We start from the raw sequence: 16,743 nt of genomic DNA on the forward strand, positions 1-16,743 counted from the left end.
GAGGAGAAAAGAAACATGGTCAGCAGACGCGGGCTGTTGAGCGGAGCGGCACTCATGGGGGCGGGCGCGATGACCGGCGTGATCGGCGGCGCGGGGAACGCCGCCGCCGACGCCCCCCTCGACACCCCGTTCACCCCGGTCGCCGCACCGCACCTCCTCGAGGCCGAACGGATGGTCCAGTACCAGCGACTGCTGGCCGCCGGTCATCTGCCCGGCGGCCTCGCCGGGCACTGGCCGCTGGACGGCTCGGGCGCCGACCGCTCCGGCCGCGACCAGCCCCTCGCCCTCGGCACCGGCGCGACCTGGTCGACGCTGCGGGCCGGCGGCGCACTCGGTCTCGACGGCACCTCCGGGGCGTACGCCGCCACCGCCTCCGTCCTGGACACCACCGCCCCCTTCACCGTCTCGGCCTGGGTACGCCTCGCCCCCGACACCGACCCCGCGAACATGTACACCGCCGTCAGCCAGGACGGCACCCGGTGCAGCCGCTTCCTGCTCCAGTACGACGACACGGCCGCCACCTGGGCCTTCAAGGTCCGCGCCGAGGACCAGAGCACCAAGATCTCCGCCCTGGCCACCACCACCCCCGTCCCCGGCCGCTGGACCCATCTGACCGGCGTCTGGGACGGCGGCCGCATCCACCTCTACGTGGACGGCACCCTGGAAGGCAGCGCCGACACCACCCTCTCCTGGGCCGCCACCCAGGGCTTCAACATCGGCCGGGCCCGCTGGGACGGCGCCTACGTCAACCGCTTCAAGGGCGCGACCGACGACGTCCGCGCCTACGGCCGCGCCCTCACCGCCGACGAGATCTCCCTGATCAGCGGGCGCACGGCACGAGCCAACAACGTCTACCTGATCGGCTCCCCCTCGACCCTCACCTGGGGCACCCCCGACGACCCGGCCGGCTGGATCGCCCACGCCCGCTGCTCGTCCTTCGTCACCTGGGTGCTCCGGCACACCTACGGATGGGCCACCGACGACTACTTCAGCCAACACTTCCAGGACCGCATCCCCGAGGCCGCCGACTACCGCAAGGCCTTCACCGACGGCACCGGCGGCCCCCGCTACCAGCCCATCCGCAAGGTCGCCGACCTGCTGCCGGGCGATCTGATCGCGGTCGACTACCTGGGCACGGTCGAGAACAACACCGGACACATCGTCATGGTCCGCGAGGTCAGGGGCGTCTTCAGCGGCGTGGCCGACTTCAGCGGCGAGACCCAGTACGCCGTCGAGGTCGTCGACTGCACCGCCGAGCCGCACGGCGTGTACGGCAAGACCAACTACCCCACGTACCCCGACACCCGCATGGTCAGCGATGTGGACGGCGAGAACTTCCAGGGCGTCGGCATCGGCCACATGATGTTCTACGCCTCCGACACCACCGGCGAGTTCTCCCGCTACCGCTGGAGCGTCAACTCCGCCAAGTCCACGAACACCTGGCCGGTCGCGCAGCGCCCGGTGTCGGCGGCGCGCATCGTGTGACCCGAACACGATGACGCATACCGCGTGAGGGGCGGGCGGTCAGCGGCGGGCGTACCTGTCGGTGGCCGCCACCAGCGCCTCCGTGATGCCCGGCGCGCCCGCGTCGTGCCCCACCTGGTCCACGACCACGAGCTCACTGCCGGGCCAGGCGTGGTGCAGCCGCCAGACGACGCCGACGAGGTTGCCGAAGTCGAGGCTGCCCTGGACGAGGGTGCCGGGGACGCCCTTGAGGAGATGCGCGTCGCGCAGGACCACGCCCTCCGCCCCCTCCTCGCCCAGGAAGTGACCGTTGCCCCAGTAGTGCGTGACGGTACGGGCGAACCCCATACGGAACGCCTCATCCTCGTACCGCTTCACCGAACGCGGCGGCGCCGGGATGATCGCCGTCTCCCAGTCGGTCCACGCTCGCGCCGCCCGCTCCCGCACCTGCGGGTCGGGCGACTCCAGCAGCCGGTTGTAGGCGGCCGGGAGATTCCCCTCCCGCGCCGCCCCCTCCGGCAACGCGCCGAGGAACTCCTCGAAGGCCTCCGGGTACAGCTTCCCGAGCCCCCTGGTCAGCAGCTCCACCTCCGCGTCGGACCCGGAGGCCACCCCGGTCAGCACCAGCTCGCTCACCACACCGGGATGCGTCTGCGCGTACCGCAGCCCCAGCACCGAACCCCACGACACGCCCCACACCAGCCACCGCTCGATCCCCAGCCGCGCACGCAGCAGCTCCAGGTCCGCCATGAGGTGAGCCGTCGTGTTGACGCTCATGTCGGTGTCGTACGCGCTCGCGCTCGGCGTGGAACGCCCGCACCCCCGCTGGTCGAGGAGCACGATCCGGTACGCCTCCGGATCGAACAGCCGCCGCGCCCACGCACTCGCCCCGGACCCCGGCCCTCCGTGCAGCACCAGCGCCGGCTTTCCCCGCGGATTCCCGCAGGTCTCCCAGTACACGCGGTTGCCGTCCCCCACATCCAACATGCCGTGCTCGTACGGTTCGATCTCCGGATACAGGCTCATCCGGGCACCCTAGGGCGCTCGCCCCACCGAGGTCGCGCCTTTTTCGGCCGCCCCGTCGGAGCCCCTCACCGGGGCAGCCCCGCCGCGTCCGCCGCGGTGCGCAGGACGTCCCTCAGCATCTCGGGGGTGAGGCGGCCGGTGAAGGTGTTGCGCTGGCTGACGTGGAAGCAGCCGAAGAGTTCGAGTGGTCCCTCCGTCCTCGCCAACGTCACCCGTGCCCCGTGCCCGAACGCCGGCCGGGGCCGGGGTACCGTCCAGCCCGCCTCGGTGAACGCGGGCAGTGCGGCCTGCCAGCCGAACGCGCCGAGGGCGACGACCGCGCGGAGCGTCGGCCGCAGCAGCCGCAGTTCCTGCACGAGCCAGGGCCGGCAGGTGTCCCGTTCCTCGGGGGTGGGCTTGTTGGCGGGCGGTGCGCAGTGCACCGGCGCGGTCACCCGCACTCCGTACAGCCGCAGCCCGTCGTCCGTGGAGACGGAGGTGGGCTGCGAGGCGAGCCCCACGTCGTACAGCGCTCGGTACAGGACGTCCCCGGAGCGGTCGCCGGTGAACATACGGCCCGTGCGGTTGCCGCCGTGCGCCGCCGGGGCGAGCCCCACGATCAGCAGCCGCGCGTCCGGCGGGCCGAAGCCGGGGACCGGGCGGCCCCAGTACGTCCGGTCGGCGAAGGCCGCCCGCTTGGTGGCGGCCACCTCCTCCCGCCACGCCACCAGCCGAGGACACGCCCGGCAGTCCGCGACCCGCCGATCCAGGCCGGCGAGGCCCTCGGGTCCCGCGGCATCGGGGCGGTGTGCGGCGTCCATGCCTTCACCGTACGACCGCTCTCACCCAGGTCCCGTCCTCCGTCAGATACCGGTCCACCCTCAGGCCCGCCTCCGCCAGCGCCTCCTCGAACTGCTCCTGGGTGAGGGGGCGGGCGAGGAAGGTCTGGGTCCAGGTCGCGTCCGGGAACTCGTACTCCGCGTGGACGGAGTGGACGCCGTCGCCGATCGGGTCCGAGGAGACCAGGCGCAGGGTGAAGCCGGTCGGGTCGACGCGTTCGCGGGGCAGGTCGGTGTGGTAGTCGGCGCCCTCGCGCTGGATCAGTACGCACCCTCCGTCGGCCAGGTGCCGTGCGCAGACGCGGAGCATGCCCCGGCGGACCTCACTGTCGCCGCTGTGGACCAGGAACGAGGCGAGAAGCACCACGTCGAAGGTCTCGCCCAGGTCGAGGGTCTCTATGGAGGCGCATAAGGTGCGGGCACCCCGGACGCGTTCCAGCATGTCGGGGGACTCGTCCACCGCTGTGACGGTGAACCCGCGTTCCAGGAGGGCGTGGGTGAGGCGGCCGACTCCGCTGCCGAGTTCGAGGAGGTGTGCGCCGGCGGGCACCGCCGCGGCGATGACGTCCGGCTCGTCCCGCACCGGCAGGCGTGAGTAGAGCTCGACCGCGCAGCCGTCCGGGGTGATCGCTCCGGGGCCCGTCCCCGCGTATCCGTTTCGCATTTCCAGTCGCATGCCCGTCCAACGGCCCGCTCTCGGTCAGCCGTTCCCCGCTCGCACGGGTTCACTCTTTCGAGCCGCCCTGCGGAAGAGTACGTTTCAAGGGAGGAGTGGTGATCCCGATGCGTACGGGCAGTGAGCCGACGACCGCGCGCAGTGCACTGCGGATGCGTGCCTGGCTGAGCGTGTGGGGGCTGCTGTGGGCGATCTTCGGGACGGCCGCGTTCTCCCTCGCGGGGCGTCCCGGATGGGCGGTCGCCTGCGGGGTGCTCTGGGTGGTGGTCACCGTGGATCTGACGATGATCCTCAGGCACCTCCGGCAGGGCCCGCACTATCAGCCGGGCCGTGACGTCCCGCCGTACCGGCCGCCGGAGCGCCACCCTCCCTGAGCGCCGGGCGCGGTCAGGTCTCGAAGCGGGCCGCCTTGAGGTACTGCGGGTTGGGGTCCAGTGCGGCCGCCAGACGGAAGTGGCGTTTCGCCTGGTCGCCGCGGCCCTGCCGCTCGTAGGTGCGGGCGAGCGCGAAGTGCGCGTACGCGTTGTCCGGCTCCCGCTCCAGTACGACGGTGAACTCCAGCTCCGCGGGCCTGAGTTGCGCGGCGGCGAAGAAGGCGCGGGCGCGCAGCAGGCGGGCGGCGGTGTTCTCGGGGTGGGCGGCTATGACACTGTCGAGCAGTTTCACCGCGCCCCGCGGGTCCCGTGCGGCGAGCAGTTGCTCCGCGGCACGGAAGTCGATGACATGCGTCTCCGGAGTACGTCCGGTCGAACCGCTGGTATCGGGCACGGAAAAATCCTTCCCTTGCTGGGAGGGTTCAACGCGCGGAACGAGCGCCCCTATTCCGAGCGCCCCTCTTCGGTGGACCGCCGCGCTCGGCGGGTGAGCTCGGCCCAGACGTCCTTGACGCGCCGCTCCAGTTCCGGCAGGGGCACGTCGTTGTCGATGACGATGTCGGCGATCTTCCGGCGTTGCTCCCGGGTGGCCTGGGCGGCCATGCGGGCGCGGGCGTCGTCCTCGGTCATGCCGCGCAGCCGGACCAGCCGGTCGAGCTGGGTCTCGGTGGCCGCGTCGACGACGATCACGAGGTCGTAGAGCGTGGCGAGGCCGTTCTCGGTGAGGAGGGGGACGTCGTGGACGACGACGGCGTCCTCGGGGGCGGCGGTCTCCAGTTCGCGGGAGCGGGCGCCGACCAGGGGGTGCACGATCCGGTTGAGGACGGCCAGCTGCTGCGGGTCGGCGAAGACGATCGCGCCGAGCCCGGGCCGGTCGAGGCTGCCGTCCGCGGTCAGGACGTCCTCGCCGAAGGCGTCGACGACGGCCGTGAGTCCCGGTGTTCCGGGGGCGACGACCTCGCGCGCGATGCGGTCCGCGTCGATCAGCACGGCACCGCACTCGACGAGCAGTCGCGACACCTCGCTCTTGCCGGCGCCGATCCCGCCGGTCAGGCCCACCTTCAGCATGAGGGGAAGCTTAGGGCCTGCCGGTGACCGTCGTCCCGGCAGGCCGGGTGCCCGCTTCGCGCTGCGGGGTGGCTCAGTTGTCGCCTTCGCGTTCCGCCAGGAAGCGCTCGAACTCCAGGCCGATCTCGTCCGCCGACGGGATGTCGGCCGGTTCGGCGAGCATGTTGCCCCGGGTCTCGGCGCCGGCGGCGGCGTCGTACTGGTGTTCAAGGCCCTGGACGAGGGAGGTGAGTTCCTCGTCGCCCTCGCGGATCTGGCGGTCGATCTCGGTCTGGGTGCGGTGGGCGTCCGTGCGCAGGCTGTGGGCGATGCCGGGCAGGACGAGGCCGGTCGCCGCGGTGATCGCTTCGAGGACGGTCAGCGCCGCGTCCGGGTAGGCGGAGCGGGCGATGTAGTGCGGGACGTGGGCGGCGACGCCCAGGACGTCGTGGCCGGCCTCCATGAGGCGGTACTCGACGAGTGCCTCGGCGCTGCCGGGGACCTGGGCCTCGTCGAAGGGGCTGCGGTGACCGGGGACCAGGTCCGTGCGGCTGCCGTGCGGGGTGAGGCCGACCGGGCGGGTGTGCGGGACACCCATGGGGATGCCGTGGAAGTTCACCGAGAGGCGTACGCCCAGGCGCTCCACGATCTGCTTCACGGCGGCGGCGAAGCGCTCCCACTCGACGTCGGGCTCGGGGCCGGACAGGAGCAGGAAGGGCGCTCCGGTGGTGTCCTGGACGAGCCGTACCTCGATGGCCGGTTCCTCGTACTCGGTCCAGCGGTCGCGCTTGAAGGTCAGCAGCGGCCGGCGGGCGCGGTAGTCCACCAGCCGGTCGTGGTCGAAGCGGGCGACGAGCTGGTGGGGCAGCGAGTCGAGGAGCCGGTCGACGATCTGCTCGCCGGTCTCGCCCGCGTCGATGTATCCGTCGAAGTGGTAGAGCATGACAAGTCCGGCCGACTCCTGGGCGAGCGCCATGTCGACGACGGCCAGCCCCTTCGGCTCCCATGCGTACAAACCCTGCGGATCAAGCACCTGGACCGCTCCTCCTCGTGTTCCCCCCATGTCAACACGCGTACAGGCGTGGGCATTCCCGCCCTCCGAGTGCTTGCTCAGCGAGGGGCGCCCCCAACCCCCAGGAGCGCGGGGAACTGCGTGAGAAGCCCCAGCGGCCGAAAGCCGGAAAAGCCGAGGGGCCGCACCTCGAAAGGTACGGCCCCTCAGTCAGGAGCTACTGCTCAGTGAGCGATCAGCTCTGGCCGCCGGCCAGCTTCTCGCGCAGCGCGGCGAGCGCCTCGTCCGAGGCCAGGGCACCGGAGGTGTCCGCGCCCTCGGAGGAGTACGAGCCACCGGTCGCGGCCGGAGCCGCAGCCTCGCCGCCCTCGGCGGCAGCAGCCTCGTCGGCCTCGCGGGACTTGATGACCTGCTTCTGGTGCTGCTCGAAGCGGGTCTGCGCCTCGGCGTACTGCTGCTCCCACGTCTCCCGCTGGGTCTCGTAGCCCTCGAGCCAGTCGTTGGTCTCGGGGTCGAAGCCCTCGGGGTAGATGTAGTTGCCCTGGTCGTCGTAGGACGCGGCCATGCCGTACAGGGTCGGGTCGAACTCGACCGAGGCCGGGTCGGCGCCGAAGGACTCGTTGGCCTGCTTGAGGGACAGCGAGATCCGGCGACGCTCGAGGTCGATGTCGATGACCTTGACGAAGATCTCGTCGTTGACCTGGACGACCTGCTCCGGGATCTCCACGTGGCGCTCGGCCAGCTCGGAGATGTGGACCAGACCCTCGATGCCCTCGTCCACGCGGACGAACGCACCGAACGGAACCAGCTTCGTGACCTTGCCGGGCACGACCTGGCCGATCTGGTGGGTGCGGGCGAACTGCTGCCACGGGTCTTCCTGGGTCGCCTTCAGCGACAGGGAGACGCGCTCGCGGTCCATGTCGACGTCGAGGACCTCGACCGTGACCTCCTGGCCGACCTCGACGACCTCGGAGGGGTGGTCGATGTGCTTCCAGGACAGCTCGGAGACGTGGACCAGACCGTCGACGCCACCCAGGTCCACGAAGGCACCGAAGTTGACGATCGAGGAGACCACACCGGAGCGGACCTGACCCTTCTGGAGGGTCGTGAGGAACGTCTGGCGGACCTCGGACTGGGTCTGCTCCAGCCAGGCACGGCGGGACAGGACCACGTTGTTGCGGTTCTTGTCCAGCTCGATGATCTTCGCCTCGAGCTCCTTGCCCACGTAGGGCTGGAGGTCGCGGACGCGGCGCATCTCGACCAGGGAGGCCGGGAGGAAGCCACGGAGGCCGATGTCGAGGATGAGACCACCCTTGACGACCTCGATGACGGTACCGGTGACGATGCCGTCCTCTTCCTTGATCTTCTCGATGGTGCCCCAGGCACGCTCGTACTGGGCGCGCTTCTTCGAGAGGATCAGGCGGCCTTCCTTGTCCTCCTTCTGGAGGACGAGGGCCTCGATCTCGTCGCCGACGGCGACGACCTCGTTGGGGTCGACGTCGTGCTTGATCGAGAGCTCGCGGCTCGGGATGACACCTTCGGTCTTGTAACCGATGTCGAGCAGGACCTCGTCCCGGTCGACCTTCACGATGACGCCGTCGACGATGTCGCCGTCGTTGAAGTACTTGATCGTCTCGTCGATCGCGGCGAGGAAGGCTTCCTCGTTACCGATGTCGTTGACCGCAACCTGCGGGATGGTGGCGGTGGTCTCGGTGCTGCTCGTCATGTGGGAAAGGGCTCCGGTTACGGACAGAAAGTCGTAGGTACTGCTACGCCGGGAGCCCGTATCGCTCTGATGAAGCCGGACAGCTTAGGAAACGCCTCACCGATCGAACCGGTGACGCGCCTCGACAACCGAGGGGACATACAACAGATGCGAGCGCAGCCTGCTCCGTCTGAGGTGCGCAGGCCCGCAGCGCAACTTGTAGCATACGGGGGCAGCCGGGCAGGGTCAATGCGCGAAGGCGCACACCCGGGGCAGAACGCCGCAAACCCGGCACAGAACCTTTCTCCTGAGGTCACGCAGGCCGCAGGAAGCCCCTCCGGTGACACGTCCGTGACCCGGCGGGTTGCACGGAAGAGTACGACGAGGGAGCCGATCATCCAAGAGCCCGCATCGTCCGCGCCCCTGTCCGATCCGGCCGCCGAGCCGGAGGCCACCAGGCGCGACGCCGACATCACGGAGAGCTCCCGGGCCAACCGGGGCTGGTGGGACCGCAACGCGGACGAGTACCAGATCGAGCACGGCACGTTCCTCGGCGACGACCGCTTCGTGTGGGGTCCCGAGGGCCTGGACGAGGTGGAGGCCGAGCTGCTCGGCCCGGCCGAGGACCTCAAGGGCAAGGCCGTCCTGGAGATCGGCGCCGGCGCGGCCCAGTGCTCGCGCTGGCTGGCCGCCCAGGGGGCGCGCCCGGTCGCCCTGGACCTCTCGCACCGCCAGCTGCAGCACGCGCTGCGGATCGGCGGGGCGTTCCCGCTGGTGTGCGCGGACGCCGGGGCGCTGCCCTTCGCGGACGGCTCCTTCGACCTGGCCTGCTCGGCGTACGGGGCGCTGCCCTTCGTGGCCGATCCGGTGCTGGTGCTGAGAGAGGTCCGCAGGGTGCTGCGGCCGGGCGGGCGGTTCGTGTTCTCGGTGACCCACCCGATCCGCTGGGCGTTCCCGGACGAGCCGGGTCCGGAGGGGCTGACCGTCTCGGCCTCGTACTTCGACCGTACGCCGTACGTCGAGGTGGACGAGGGGGGCCGGGCGGTCTACGTCGAGCACCACCGCACGCTGGGCGACCGGGTCCGTGACATCGCGCTGGCCGGTTTCCGTCTGGTCGACGTGGCGGAGCCGGAGTGGCCGGTGTGGAACACCTCCGAGTGGGGCGGCTGGTCCCCGCTGCGCGGCAACCTGATCCCGGGCACGGCGATCTTCGTCTGCGAGCGGGACTGACCCGTCATACGGCACCGGCCGCCGTACGACACTAGGGGCGTGATCCTCCGTGCCGACGCCCTGGACGCGCTGCCCGTGCGCGCCGCCCTGCCCGCCCTGAACGAGGCTCTGGACGGGCACGGCACCGCCGTCCTGGCCGCGCCGCCCGGCACCGGCAAGACGACGCTCGTTCCGCTGGCGCTGGCCGGGCTGCTGGGTGAGGGGCCGGCGCGGCGGGTGCTCGTGGCCGAGCCCCGGCGGATCGCGGCGCGGGCGGCGGCCCGGCGGATGGCGTGGCTGCTGGGCGAGAAGCCCGGCGGGAGCGTGGGTTTCACCGTGCGCGGGGAGCGGGTCGTCGGGCGGCACACGCGCGTGGAGGTCGTCACGACCGGTGTGCTGCTGCAGCGGCTCCAGCGCGACCAGGAGCTGACCGGCGTCGACGTCGTCGTGCTCGACGAGTGCCACGAGCGGCATCTGGACGCGGACACCTCGGCCGCGTTCCTGTGGGACGTACGGGAGACGCTGCGGCCGGAGCTGCGGCTGGTGGCCGCGTCCGCGACGACCGACACCGAGGGGTGGGCGCGGCTGCTGGGCGGGGCGCCGGTGGTGGAGGCCCACGGAGCCTCGTACGACGTGGAGGTGGTCTGGGCTCCCCCGGTGCGCCCGGTACGGCCGCCGCACGGGATGCGGGTCGATCCGGCGCTGCTCGCGCACGTGGCGTCGGTGGTGCGGCGGGCGCTGGCCGAGCGGGCCGGGGACGTGCTGTGCTTTCTGCCGGGCGTGGGGGAGATCGCGCGGGTCGCCGGGCTGCTCGGGGGGCTGGACGGGGTGGACGTGCTCCAGGTGCACGGGCGGGCGCCGGCCGCCGTGCAGGACGCGGTGCTGGCGCCGGGTGAGCGGCGGCGGGTGGTGCTGGCCACCTCGGTCGCGGAGTCCTCGCTGACGGTTCCCGGGGTGCGGGTGGTCGTCGACTCGGGGCTGGCGCGCGAGCCGCGGGTGGACCATGCGCGCGGGCTGAGCGCGCTGGCGACCGTACGGGCCTCGCGGGCGGCGGCGCGGCAGCGGGCGGGGCGGGCCGGGCGGGAGGCGCCGGGGGTGGTGTACCGGTGCTGGACGGAGGCGGAGGACGCGCGTCTGCCGCGTTTCCCGGCACCGGAGATCAAGGTGGCCGACCTCACCGCTTTCGCCCTTCAGGCGGCGTGCTGGGGTGATCCCGGGGCGTCGGGGCTGGCGTTGCTGGATCCGCCGCCGGGTGGGGCGATGGCGGCGGCAGGTCGTCTGCTGACGGCCGTCGGAGCGGTCGACTCCGTGGGCCGGGCCACTGACCGGGGGGTTCGCCTGGCCCGGTTGGGGTTGCATCCGCGGCTGGGGCGGGCGTTGCTGGACGGGGCCGGCGTGGTGGGGGTGGAGCGGGCCGCGGAGGTGGTCGCTCTGTTGAGCGAGGAGGTTCCCCGGGAGTACGGGGTCGATCTGGGGGCCGCTCTGCGGGCGGTTCGGCGTGGGGGTGACGCCTATTCCGGGCGGTGGCGGTCCGAGGTGCGGCGGCTGCGGGGTGTCTTCGCCGACCTTTCCCACCCACCCGCCCATGACGCTCTTTTGACAGGGGTGAGCGTCAGCGGCGTCGACGGCCCCGGTGCCGCCGACGAGCGGCTCGTCGGGCTTGTCGCCGCCCTCGCCTTTCCCGAACGGGTCGCCCGGGTCGACGGTGGTTCGTGGCTCATGGTCTCCGGAACCCGGGCCGAGCTTCCCGAAGGGTCGGCGCTGCGGCACGCGGACTGGCTCGCCGTCGCCGTCGCCGACCGGCCGTTGGGGAAGGGGCACGCGCGGGTGCAGCTCGCCGCGGTGGTGGACGAGGACGTGGCCCGCGGGGCCGCCCGTGCGTTGCTGGACGAGCGGGACGAGGTGTGCTGGGCGGGCGGGGACGTCGTCGCGCGGCGGGTCGAGCGGCTCGGGGCGGTGGAACTGACGGTGCGTCCGCTGCGGGACGCCGACGCCGGTCTCGTACGGGATGCTCTGCTGGAGGGGCTCCGGCAGGAGGGTTTCCGGTTGTTGCGGTGGTCCGCGGAGGCGGAGACGCTGCGGCGGCGGCTGGCGTTTCTGCGGCTGCACCGGGGTGAGCCATGGCCCGAGGTGTCGGACGAGGCGCTGCACGCGCGCGTGGGCGAGTGGCTGGAGCCCGAGCTGGGCCGGGCCCGGCGACGGGCGGACCTCGGGCGGATCGACGCCGGGGAGGCGCTCGGGCGGCTGCTGCCCTGGGCGTCCGGGGAGGCGGCCCGGCTGGACGAGCTGGCGCCGCAGCGGATCACCGTGCCGAGTGGGTCCGCGATCCGGATCGACTACGCGGATCCCGCGCGGCCGGTTCTGGCGGTGAAGCTGCAGGAGATGTTCGGGCTGCAGGAGTCCCCTCGGGTCGCCGGGGTGCCGCTGCTGATGCACCTGTTGTCGCCCGCCGGGCGGCCGGCCGCCGTCACCGCCGATCTCGCGTCCTTCTGGAGGGACGGGTACAAGGGGGTGCGGGCGGAGCTGCGGGGGCGGTATCCGAAGCATCCGTGGCCGGAGGATCCGGCGTCCGCCGAGCCGACGCGGCACACCAACGCGCGGCTCAGGCGGTGACCGGTTCGCGTTGCGTCGTCCTCGCCGGCGGCGGGCCCAGGGGGCGGCGGCCCCGGGCCTCCAGCCAGAGGGCCAGGGCGAGGAGCAGGGCGCCGAGGGTGAGGGCGCCCCGGGGCAGGTAGAACGTCATGAGCAGGACCAGGGTGCGGTTGTGCTTGACGAGGGCGACGGTGTGCTCGGTGTAGTCCTCGCGCATCTTCACGTGGCCCGCGAACGCCGTGACCCGGGCGCGGCCGCCGAGGAGGGTGCCGCCGCGCAGTTCCTCCTTGTGGATCTCCTCGCCGTAGACGGGCGCGCCGGTGAGCGGTTCGACCCAGAACTTGCGGACCGTCGTGTACCAGCGGGTGGTGCCCGTCTTGGCGACGGTCTCGGGGGTGATGCCGGCGACGGGCATCGTCTTCGGCATGGAGACCTTGGTCCAGGGGATGGTCTGCTCGAAGTAGTAGACCTTCACGCCGCGGAAGTCCTGGGTGCCCTTGTAGTGGATGGGGTTGCTGGTGCGGGTCTGGGCGTCGAAGTACTCGTAGTCGCGTTTCTCCGTGAGGAAGGGCCACTTGAACTCGATGCCCTCGCGGCGGACCGGGTCGCCGTCGACGGATTCGCCGGTGGCGTGGACGGGTTCCTGGGTGTGGGCGTCGAAGATGTAGCGCTCGGGGACCTTGGAGACCATCTTGCCGTCGGGGCCCTGGATGTAGGAGAGGCCGTCCCAGACGACGACGTCCCGGCCTGCTGTCTTCTCGATCTTCTCGGAGGCTTCCACGTCGCCCTTGAGGGTCTGCACGATGGTCACCTTCGGGACCGTGCGGGCGGTCATGGTGCCGTAGTCGAGGAGGGTGGCGTTCTTCGCCTCCAGGACCATCGTCTGGTACTCGTTCGCCGGGATCTTGGCCAGGCGCGGGAAGGCGTACCAGCGCACCAGTGGGGCGAGTGCCGCGCAGAACACGGCGAGGGCGAGCAGGACCAGGCTTGTCGTACGGCGCATCTCGGCCTCCCTCCGGGGCGGTTACGGGTGGGCGGGCGGTTACGGGTGGGCGGGCACGGTGGTCAGGAGCGGTTTCGGTGAGGTCTTGCCGGTGGGTGTGCCGATCGCGGAGAGGCCGAGGACGACGACGAGCGCGACGGCGAGACCGGTCGCGGCGGCGATCAGGGCGCGCATACGGGCCTCCCGGCGTGAACGGTCCCGGAGCTGACAGGGCGTCAGCTGCGGCACCGTAGCAACCGGCGGGTGAGATGAGAACACGTCGGACAGCACTGCGGCGCCCCTCCGTCGGGAAGGGCGCCGCAGTGGCCGTACGAGAGGGCGGGGTGCCGGGCTACGACCCGGAGGTGGACGACGACTCGCTCGGCGAGGCGCTGCTGCTCGCGTCCGCGCTCGCACTGGCGCTCGGGGACGGGCTCGTGCTCGACGACTCGCTGGGCGTCGGGTCCGGGGTCGTGGACGCGGCGGCCGTGACGGTCAGTTCGACCGTGAGGGTCGCTCCGCCGGTGGTGGTGATGCGCAGCAGGTAGGTGCCGGCGGTGTCGTCCGCGTACAGCTTCGGCAGCTGGAGCACGCCGTTCGCGTCGGTCTGCAGGTCCGTCAGGGTGCGGACGGGGTTGCCGGAGGCGTCCTTGAAGTAGGGGCCCTTGTCGTTGGCGGTCGGGTCGTCGGCCGACTTGATCAGGGTGGCGGTCGCGGCGACCTTGTCGGCGACGGCGCCCTCGTAGGTGGCCTTCACCGCGACCTGGTCGGCGAACTCGCCGCCGGCGACGCAGGTCAGCGCGGTCTCGGCGGTGCGGGCGAGGGCGTCGGCGGCGCGCGCGGTGACGGTGGCCTTGTAGTCGAGGGCGGTGATCGTACGGCCCGCGATGGTGGCGCGGACGGTGAACGTGCCGGTCTTCTCGCCCGCCTGGAGCGCGGGCGCCACGGCGACGCCCTTGCTGTCGGTGGCGACCGTGGCGACGCTCTCGCCGCCCGCGAACGTCAGGTCGGTGTCGCCGACGATGGTGAAGCGGACCCGGACCTTGGCGACGGCCTTGCCGGCCTCGGTCTCCGCGCGGGTGCTGACCTTCGTGGTGAAGGCGTCGCCCGCCATGGCGGTGAGCTTGGCCGTGCTGCCCGCGTTCTCGAGGTGGTCGACCGTGTCGGTCGGTGTGGGCGCCGGGGTGCTCGGCGTCGAGGGGGTGCTGGGCGTGCTCGGGGTCGACGGCGTGCTGGGCGTCGACGGGGTGGACGGCGTGCTCGGCTCGTCGTCGCTGCGGCCGGAGGGCACAGTGCCGGTGCCGTCGGGGATGGAGTGGGTGCCCTTGCGGTAGTACTCCAGCCACGACATGACGGTGTTGTAGTAGGCCGTCGAGTTGTTGTAGCTGAGGATCGCGCTGCGCATGCCCGAGGTGGTGGACATGTCCCAGTTGTTGCGGCACAGGTAATGGCCGGCGGCGAGCGCGGCGTCGTAGATGTTGTTGGGGTCCTTCTTGCCGTCGTCGTTGCCGTCGCGGCCCGCCCAGGCCCAGGTGGAGGGGATGAACTGCATGGGGCCGACGGCACGGTCGTAGGTGCTGTCGCCGTCGTAGGCGCCGTTGTCGGTGTCGCTGATGTTGGCGAAGCCGTTGCCGTTGAGGACGGGGCCGAGGATCGGCGAGAGGGTGGTGCCGTCGGCGCCGACGTTGCCGCCGCGGGCCTGGCCCGACTCGACCTTGCCGATGGCGGCGAGGAGTTGCCAGGGCAGGTTGCAGCCCGGCTTGGACTGGGCCAGCTCCGCCTCGGCCTTCTTGTAGGCGTCCAGGACGGTCGCGGGGATGCCCGCCTCGGAGCTGCCGGTGCCGACCGGGCTGGTGGTGGCGCTCGCGCTGGGCGCGGGGTTCGGGCTGTTCAGCGGCGGCAGGTCCGTGTAGTACGGCGAGTTGCCGGTGGCGCTGCCGTCGGTGCTCGCGTCCGCGGCCGCCGGGGTGTCGGCGGCCGCCTGTCCGCTTCCGCTGACGCCGGAGGCTGTGACGTCCGGTGCCTGGGATGCGGCCAGGGCCGCGACCGCCAGTGCGGCCACGGTGGTGTTGACCGCTCCCTTGCGCAGCCTGCTGCCGAAATGCGCCGACGACATGAAGCGAACCCCTCCCGTGGACGCCCGGCGTCCGTGTCCGTGTCTGCGCCACGCCCGTGATGGCTGTGGCACCCCTGCGGCTGTTGTGACGATCGACCCGCCCCGAGGGTTGCACCCGGAGCGACCCGTACTGGTCTGTTCTTTTGTTCGACTGCCCGCGGCGGCACGGCAACCCCAGCGACCCTACGACAACTTCTTTTGCACCGGCACCCGTTCGCACCTCCATTTCACCGGTTGGCCGGGTTCCGTTCGTCCGGGAACCACTGCCGCACCCGGGACGTCTTCCGCCTGCATGCCGATCGAGATCTCCACCCTCCGCCCCCGGGAGCCGCGTTGCCGTTCACTCTGAGCCACGCGGCGGCGGTGCTGCCCGGGGTGCGCGCCGACGGGACCGGCCGCGGACGGCTGGTTCCGGCCGTTCTCGTGGCGGGCTCGTTCGCGCCCGACCTGACCTATTACGCGGCGAGTGTCCGGTCCGGGGCGATGGAGTTCGGCGATGTCACGCACTCCTTCCCCGGTGTCTTCACGGTCGACGTGGTCATCGCCTGGACGCTGGTGGGGCTCTGGCTGCTGCTGCGCGAGCCACTGGTGGCGCTGCTGCCCCGGTCCCGGCAGGCGCGGACGGCCGCGCTGACCCGGTGCGGGGCGCCACGCGCGCGCGTGCGGGCCGCCGGCGTGCTGTGGTGGTACGTCTCCGCGGTGCTCGGCGCGTCGACGCATGTGGTGTGGGACGCGTTCACGCACCTGGACCGCTGGGGCATGCGGCTGTTCCCGGTGCTGGGCGAGGAGGTGGCCGGTTCGCCGCTGTACTGGTACCTGCAGTACGGCGGTTCGGCCGTGGCCGCCGTCGTGATCACCGCGTTCGTCGTGCACGCGCTGCGCCGGGCGCCCGCGGGCGGGCCGGTCGGGGTGCCGTCGTTGTCCTCGCGGGACCGGTGGACGGCGGCGGCGGTGATCGGCGGGTGCGGGCTGGCGGGGGCCGTGCAGCGGGTGTCGCGCTGGTGGGCGTACCGGGAGCCGCACGGCGCGAAACCGTGGGAGCTGATCCCGACGGCCTGCTTCGGGGCGGGCGCGGGCCTGGTGCTGGGGCTGCTGCTGTACGCCGTCGGCGTGCGCGTGTGGCGTCCGGTCACCGGGGGTGCGGCGGGCGGGCGGCCGGCGGAGGCCGGTGTGGGGCGGAGCCGTCAGGGCGTGCGCTGAGGGGCGTCGTCGCGACGAAGACGGTGATACGGCGGGCCGGCTTTCGTCGGTGCGGACGGCCCAGGGCGGTCAGGTTGGCCAGGGCGAGGGTGAGGTAGGCGCGGGTCTGCTCGGCCCACAGGCGCGGGGTGCCGCCGGGGGTGCCGGGGACGCGGGCCGTGGAGGCGGCGGGCGCGAGGGCGGGGAGCCGGCGCCCGGGGGGAGCCGCGCCGGGGTCGGCCTGAGTGTCCGCGGCCGCGCTGCCGCGGGTGAGGGCCGCCGTCCGGCGGTGGTGCGTACGTATACCCATGGCGGCATCGTGGCGGGCGGAAGCCGTGCGGGGCGTGTTCTCGGGGGCCACGCGGGTGAGGGCCCTTCGGGGGATGTACCGGGGGTGACGGGCGGGCGGGCACCGCCGGAGAGCGCCGTCGTGGCCGATCGCCGTTGCGGCGGAGGCGGCATGAGAAGGGTGCCCTGTCGATGGGAGAGGGCCCGGTCCCCGCCGACCGGGCCTCTCCATGCAACGTGGGGAGCAAGCCGTCG

16 protein-coding genes are annotated in these 16,743 nt (G+C 72.3%); 5 read left to right on the forward strand and 11 right to left on the reverse strand.

Annotated features, from left to right (window positions below; translation table 11 throughout):
• Positions 1–15: 15 nt before the first annotated feature.
• A complete protein-coding gene (locus ABZ464_RS00305) occupies positions 16–1,485 on the forward strand; it encodes a LamG domain-containing protein (protein WP_359268657.1) in 1,470 nt (489 codons plus the stop codon).
• Positions 1,486–1,524: 39 nt separating this feature from the next.
• Here ABZ464_RS00305 and pip read toward each other — a convergent pair whose 3' ends face one another.
• From pip to ABZ464_RS00320, 3 genes are all read right to left on the reverse strand, one after another.
• On the reverse strand, positions 1,525–2,490 hold the full coding sequence (pip, locus tag ABZ464_RS00310) for a prolyl aminopeptidase (protein ID WP_359268659.1): 966 nt from the start codon (positions 2,488–2,490) through the stop codon (positions 1,525–1,527).
• 65 nt (positions 2,491–2,555) lie between these two features.
• On the reverse strand, positions 2,556–3,290 hold the full coding sequence (locus ABZ464_RS00315; RefSeq protein WP_359268661.1) for a uracil-DNA glycosylase: 735 nt from the start codon (positions 3,288–3,290) through the stop codon (positions 2,556–2,558).
• 4 nt (positions 3,291–3,294) lie between these two features.
• Entirely contained in the window at positions 3,295–3,984 is a 690-nt protein-coding gene (locus ABZ464_RS00320) for a class I SAM-dependent methyltransferase (RefSeq protein ID WP_359268663.1), read from the reverse strand.
• A 107-nt stretch (positions 3,985–4,091) separates the two neighbouring features.
• Between ABZ464_RS00320 and ABZ464_RS00325 the strand changes: the two genes are divergently transcribed.
• The gene (locus ABZ464_RS00325; RefSeq protein ID WP_359268666.1) at positions 4,092–4,358 is read left to right on the forward strand and encodes a DUF6343 family protein; all 267 of its coding nucleotides are present in this window, start codon (positions 4,092–4,094) and stop codon (positions 4,356–4,358) included.
• Positions 4,359–4,371: 13 nt separating this feature from the next.
• Here ABZ464_RS00325 and ABZ464_RS00330 read toward each other — a convergent pair whose 3' ends face one another.
• The 4 genes from ABZ464_RS00330 to rpsA all read right to left on the reverse strand — a co-directional run bounded on the left by ABZ464_RS00330 (position 4,372) and on the right by rpsA (position 8,143).
• A complete protein-coding gene (locus ABZ464_RS00330) occupies positions 4,372–4,752 on the reverse strand; it encodes a tetratricopeptide repeat protein (protein WP_055637991.1) in 381 nt (126 codons plus the stop codon).
• Positions 4,753–4,802: 50 nt separating this feature from the next.
• Positions 4,803–5,426, reverse strand: coding sequence for a dephospho-CoA kinase (coaE, locus tag ABZ464_RS00335; protein ID WP_359268668.1), 624 nt, complete (start codon positions 5,424–5,426; stop codon positions 4,803–4,805).
• A 73-nt stretch (positions 5,427–5,499) separates the two neighbouring features.
• The gene (locus tag ABZ464_RS00340) at positions 5,500–6,438 is read right to left on the reverse strand and encodes a PAC2 family protein (RefSeq protein ID WP_359268670.1); all 939 of its coding nucleotides are present in this window, start codon (positions 6,436–6,438) and stop codon (positions 5,500–5,502) included.
• 214 nt (positions 6,439–6,652) lie between these two features.
• Positions 6,653–8,143, reverse strand: coding sequence for a 30S ribosomal protein S1 (rpsA, locus tag ABZ464_RS00345; protein WP_359268672.1), 1,491 nt, complete (start codon positions 8,141–8,143; stop codon positions 6,653–6,655).
• A gap of 228 nt (positions 8,144–8,371) precedes the next feature.
• On the opposite strand from rpsA, the gene ABZ464_RS00350 reads away from it, so the two are divergent.
• On the forward strand, positions 8,372–9,352 hold the full coding sequence (locus tag ABZ464_RS00350) for a class I SAM-dependent methyltransferase (RefSeq protein ID WP_359268675.1): 981 nt from the start codon (positions 8,372–8,374) through the stop codon (positions 9,350–9,352).
• A gap of 42 nt (positions 9,353–9,394) precedes the next feature.
• Complete coding sequence (gene hrpB / locus ABZ464_RS00355) at positions 9,395–11,944, forward strand: ATP-dependent helicase HrpB (RefSeq protein ID WP_359269591.1); 2,550 nt, start codon at positions 9,395–9,397, stop codon at positions 11,942–11,944.
• On the opposite strand, the gene ABZ464_RS00360 is transcribed toward hrpB, so the two are convergent.
• The 3 genes from ABZ464_RS00360 to ABZ464_RS00370 all read right to left on the reverse strand — a co-directional run bounded on the left by ABZ464_RS00360 (position 11,934) and on the right by ABZ464_RS00370 (position 15,021).
• Positions 11,934–12,926 (reverse strand): DUF3068 domain-containing protein, encoded by a 993-nt coding sequence (locus tag ABZ464_RS00360; protein WP_359268678.1) that lies wholly within the window; start codon positions 12,924–12,926, stop codon positions 11,934–11,936. The genes hrpB and ABZ464_RS00360 overlap by 11 nt on opposite strands.
• A gap of 39 nt (positions 12,927–12,965) precedes the next feature.
• Positions 12,966–13,100, reverse strand: coding sequence for an SPW_0924 family protein (locus ABZ464_RS00365; protein ID WP_359268680.1), 135 nt, complete (start codon positions 13,098–13,100; stop codon positions 12,966–12,968).
• Between the two features lie 157 nt (positions 13,101–13,257).
• On the reverse strand, positions 13,258–15,021 hold the full coding sequence (locus ABZ464_RS00370) for a lytic transglycosylase domain-containing protein (RefSeq protein ID WP_359268683.1): 1,764 nt from the start codon (positions 15,019–15,021) through the stop codon (positions 13,258–13,260).
• 333 nt (positions 15,022–15,354) lie between these two features.
• On the opposite strand from ABZ464_RS00370, the gene ABZ464_RS00375 reads away from it, so the two are divergent.
• Entirely contained in the window at positions 15,355–16,221 is an 867-nt protein-coding gene (locus ABZ464_RS00375; RefSeq protein ID WP_359268686.1) for a DUF4184 family protein, read from the forward strand.
• Here ABZ464_RS00375 and ABZ464_RS00380 read toward each other — a convergent pair.
• The gene (locus tag ABZ464_RS00380) at positions 16,151–16,510 is read right to left on the reverse strand and encodes a hypothetical protein (RefSeq protein ID WP_359268689.1); all 360 of its coding nucleotides are present in this window, start codon (positions 16,508–16,510) and stop codon (positions 16,151–16,153) included. The genes ABZ464_RS00375 and ABZ464_RS00380 overlap by 71 nt on opposite strands.
• Positions 16,511–16,743 lie beyond the last annotated feature (233 nt).

It is taken from the genome of Streptomyces sp. NPDC005820 (assembly GCF_040630255.1).
GTDB lineage: Bacteria > Actinomycetota > Actinomycetes > Streptomycetales > Streptomycetaceae > Streptomyces.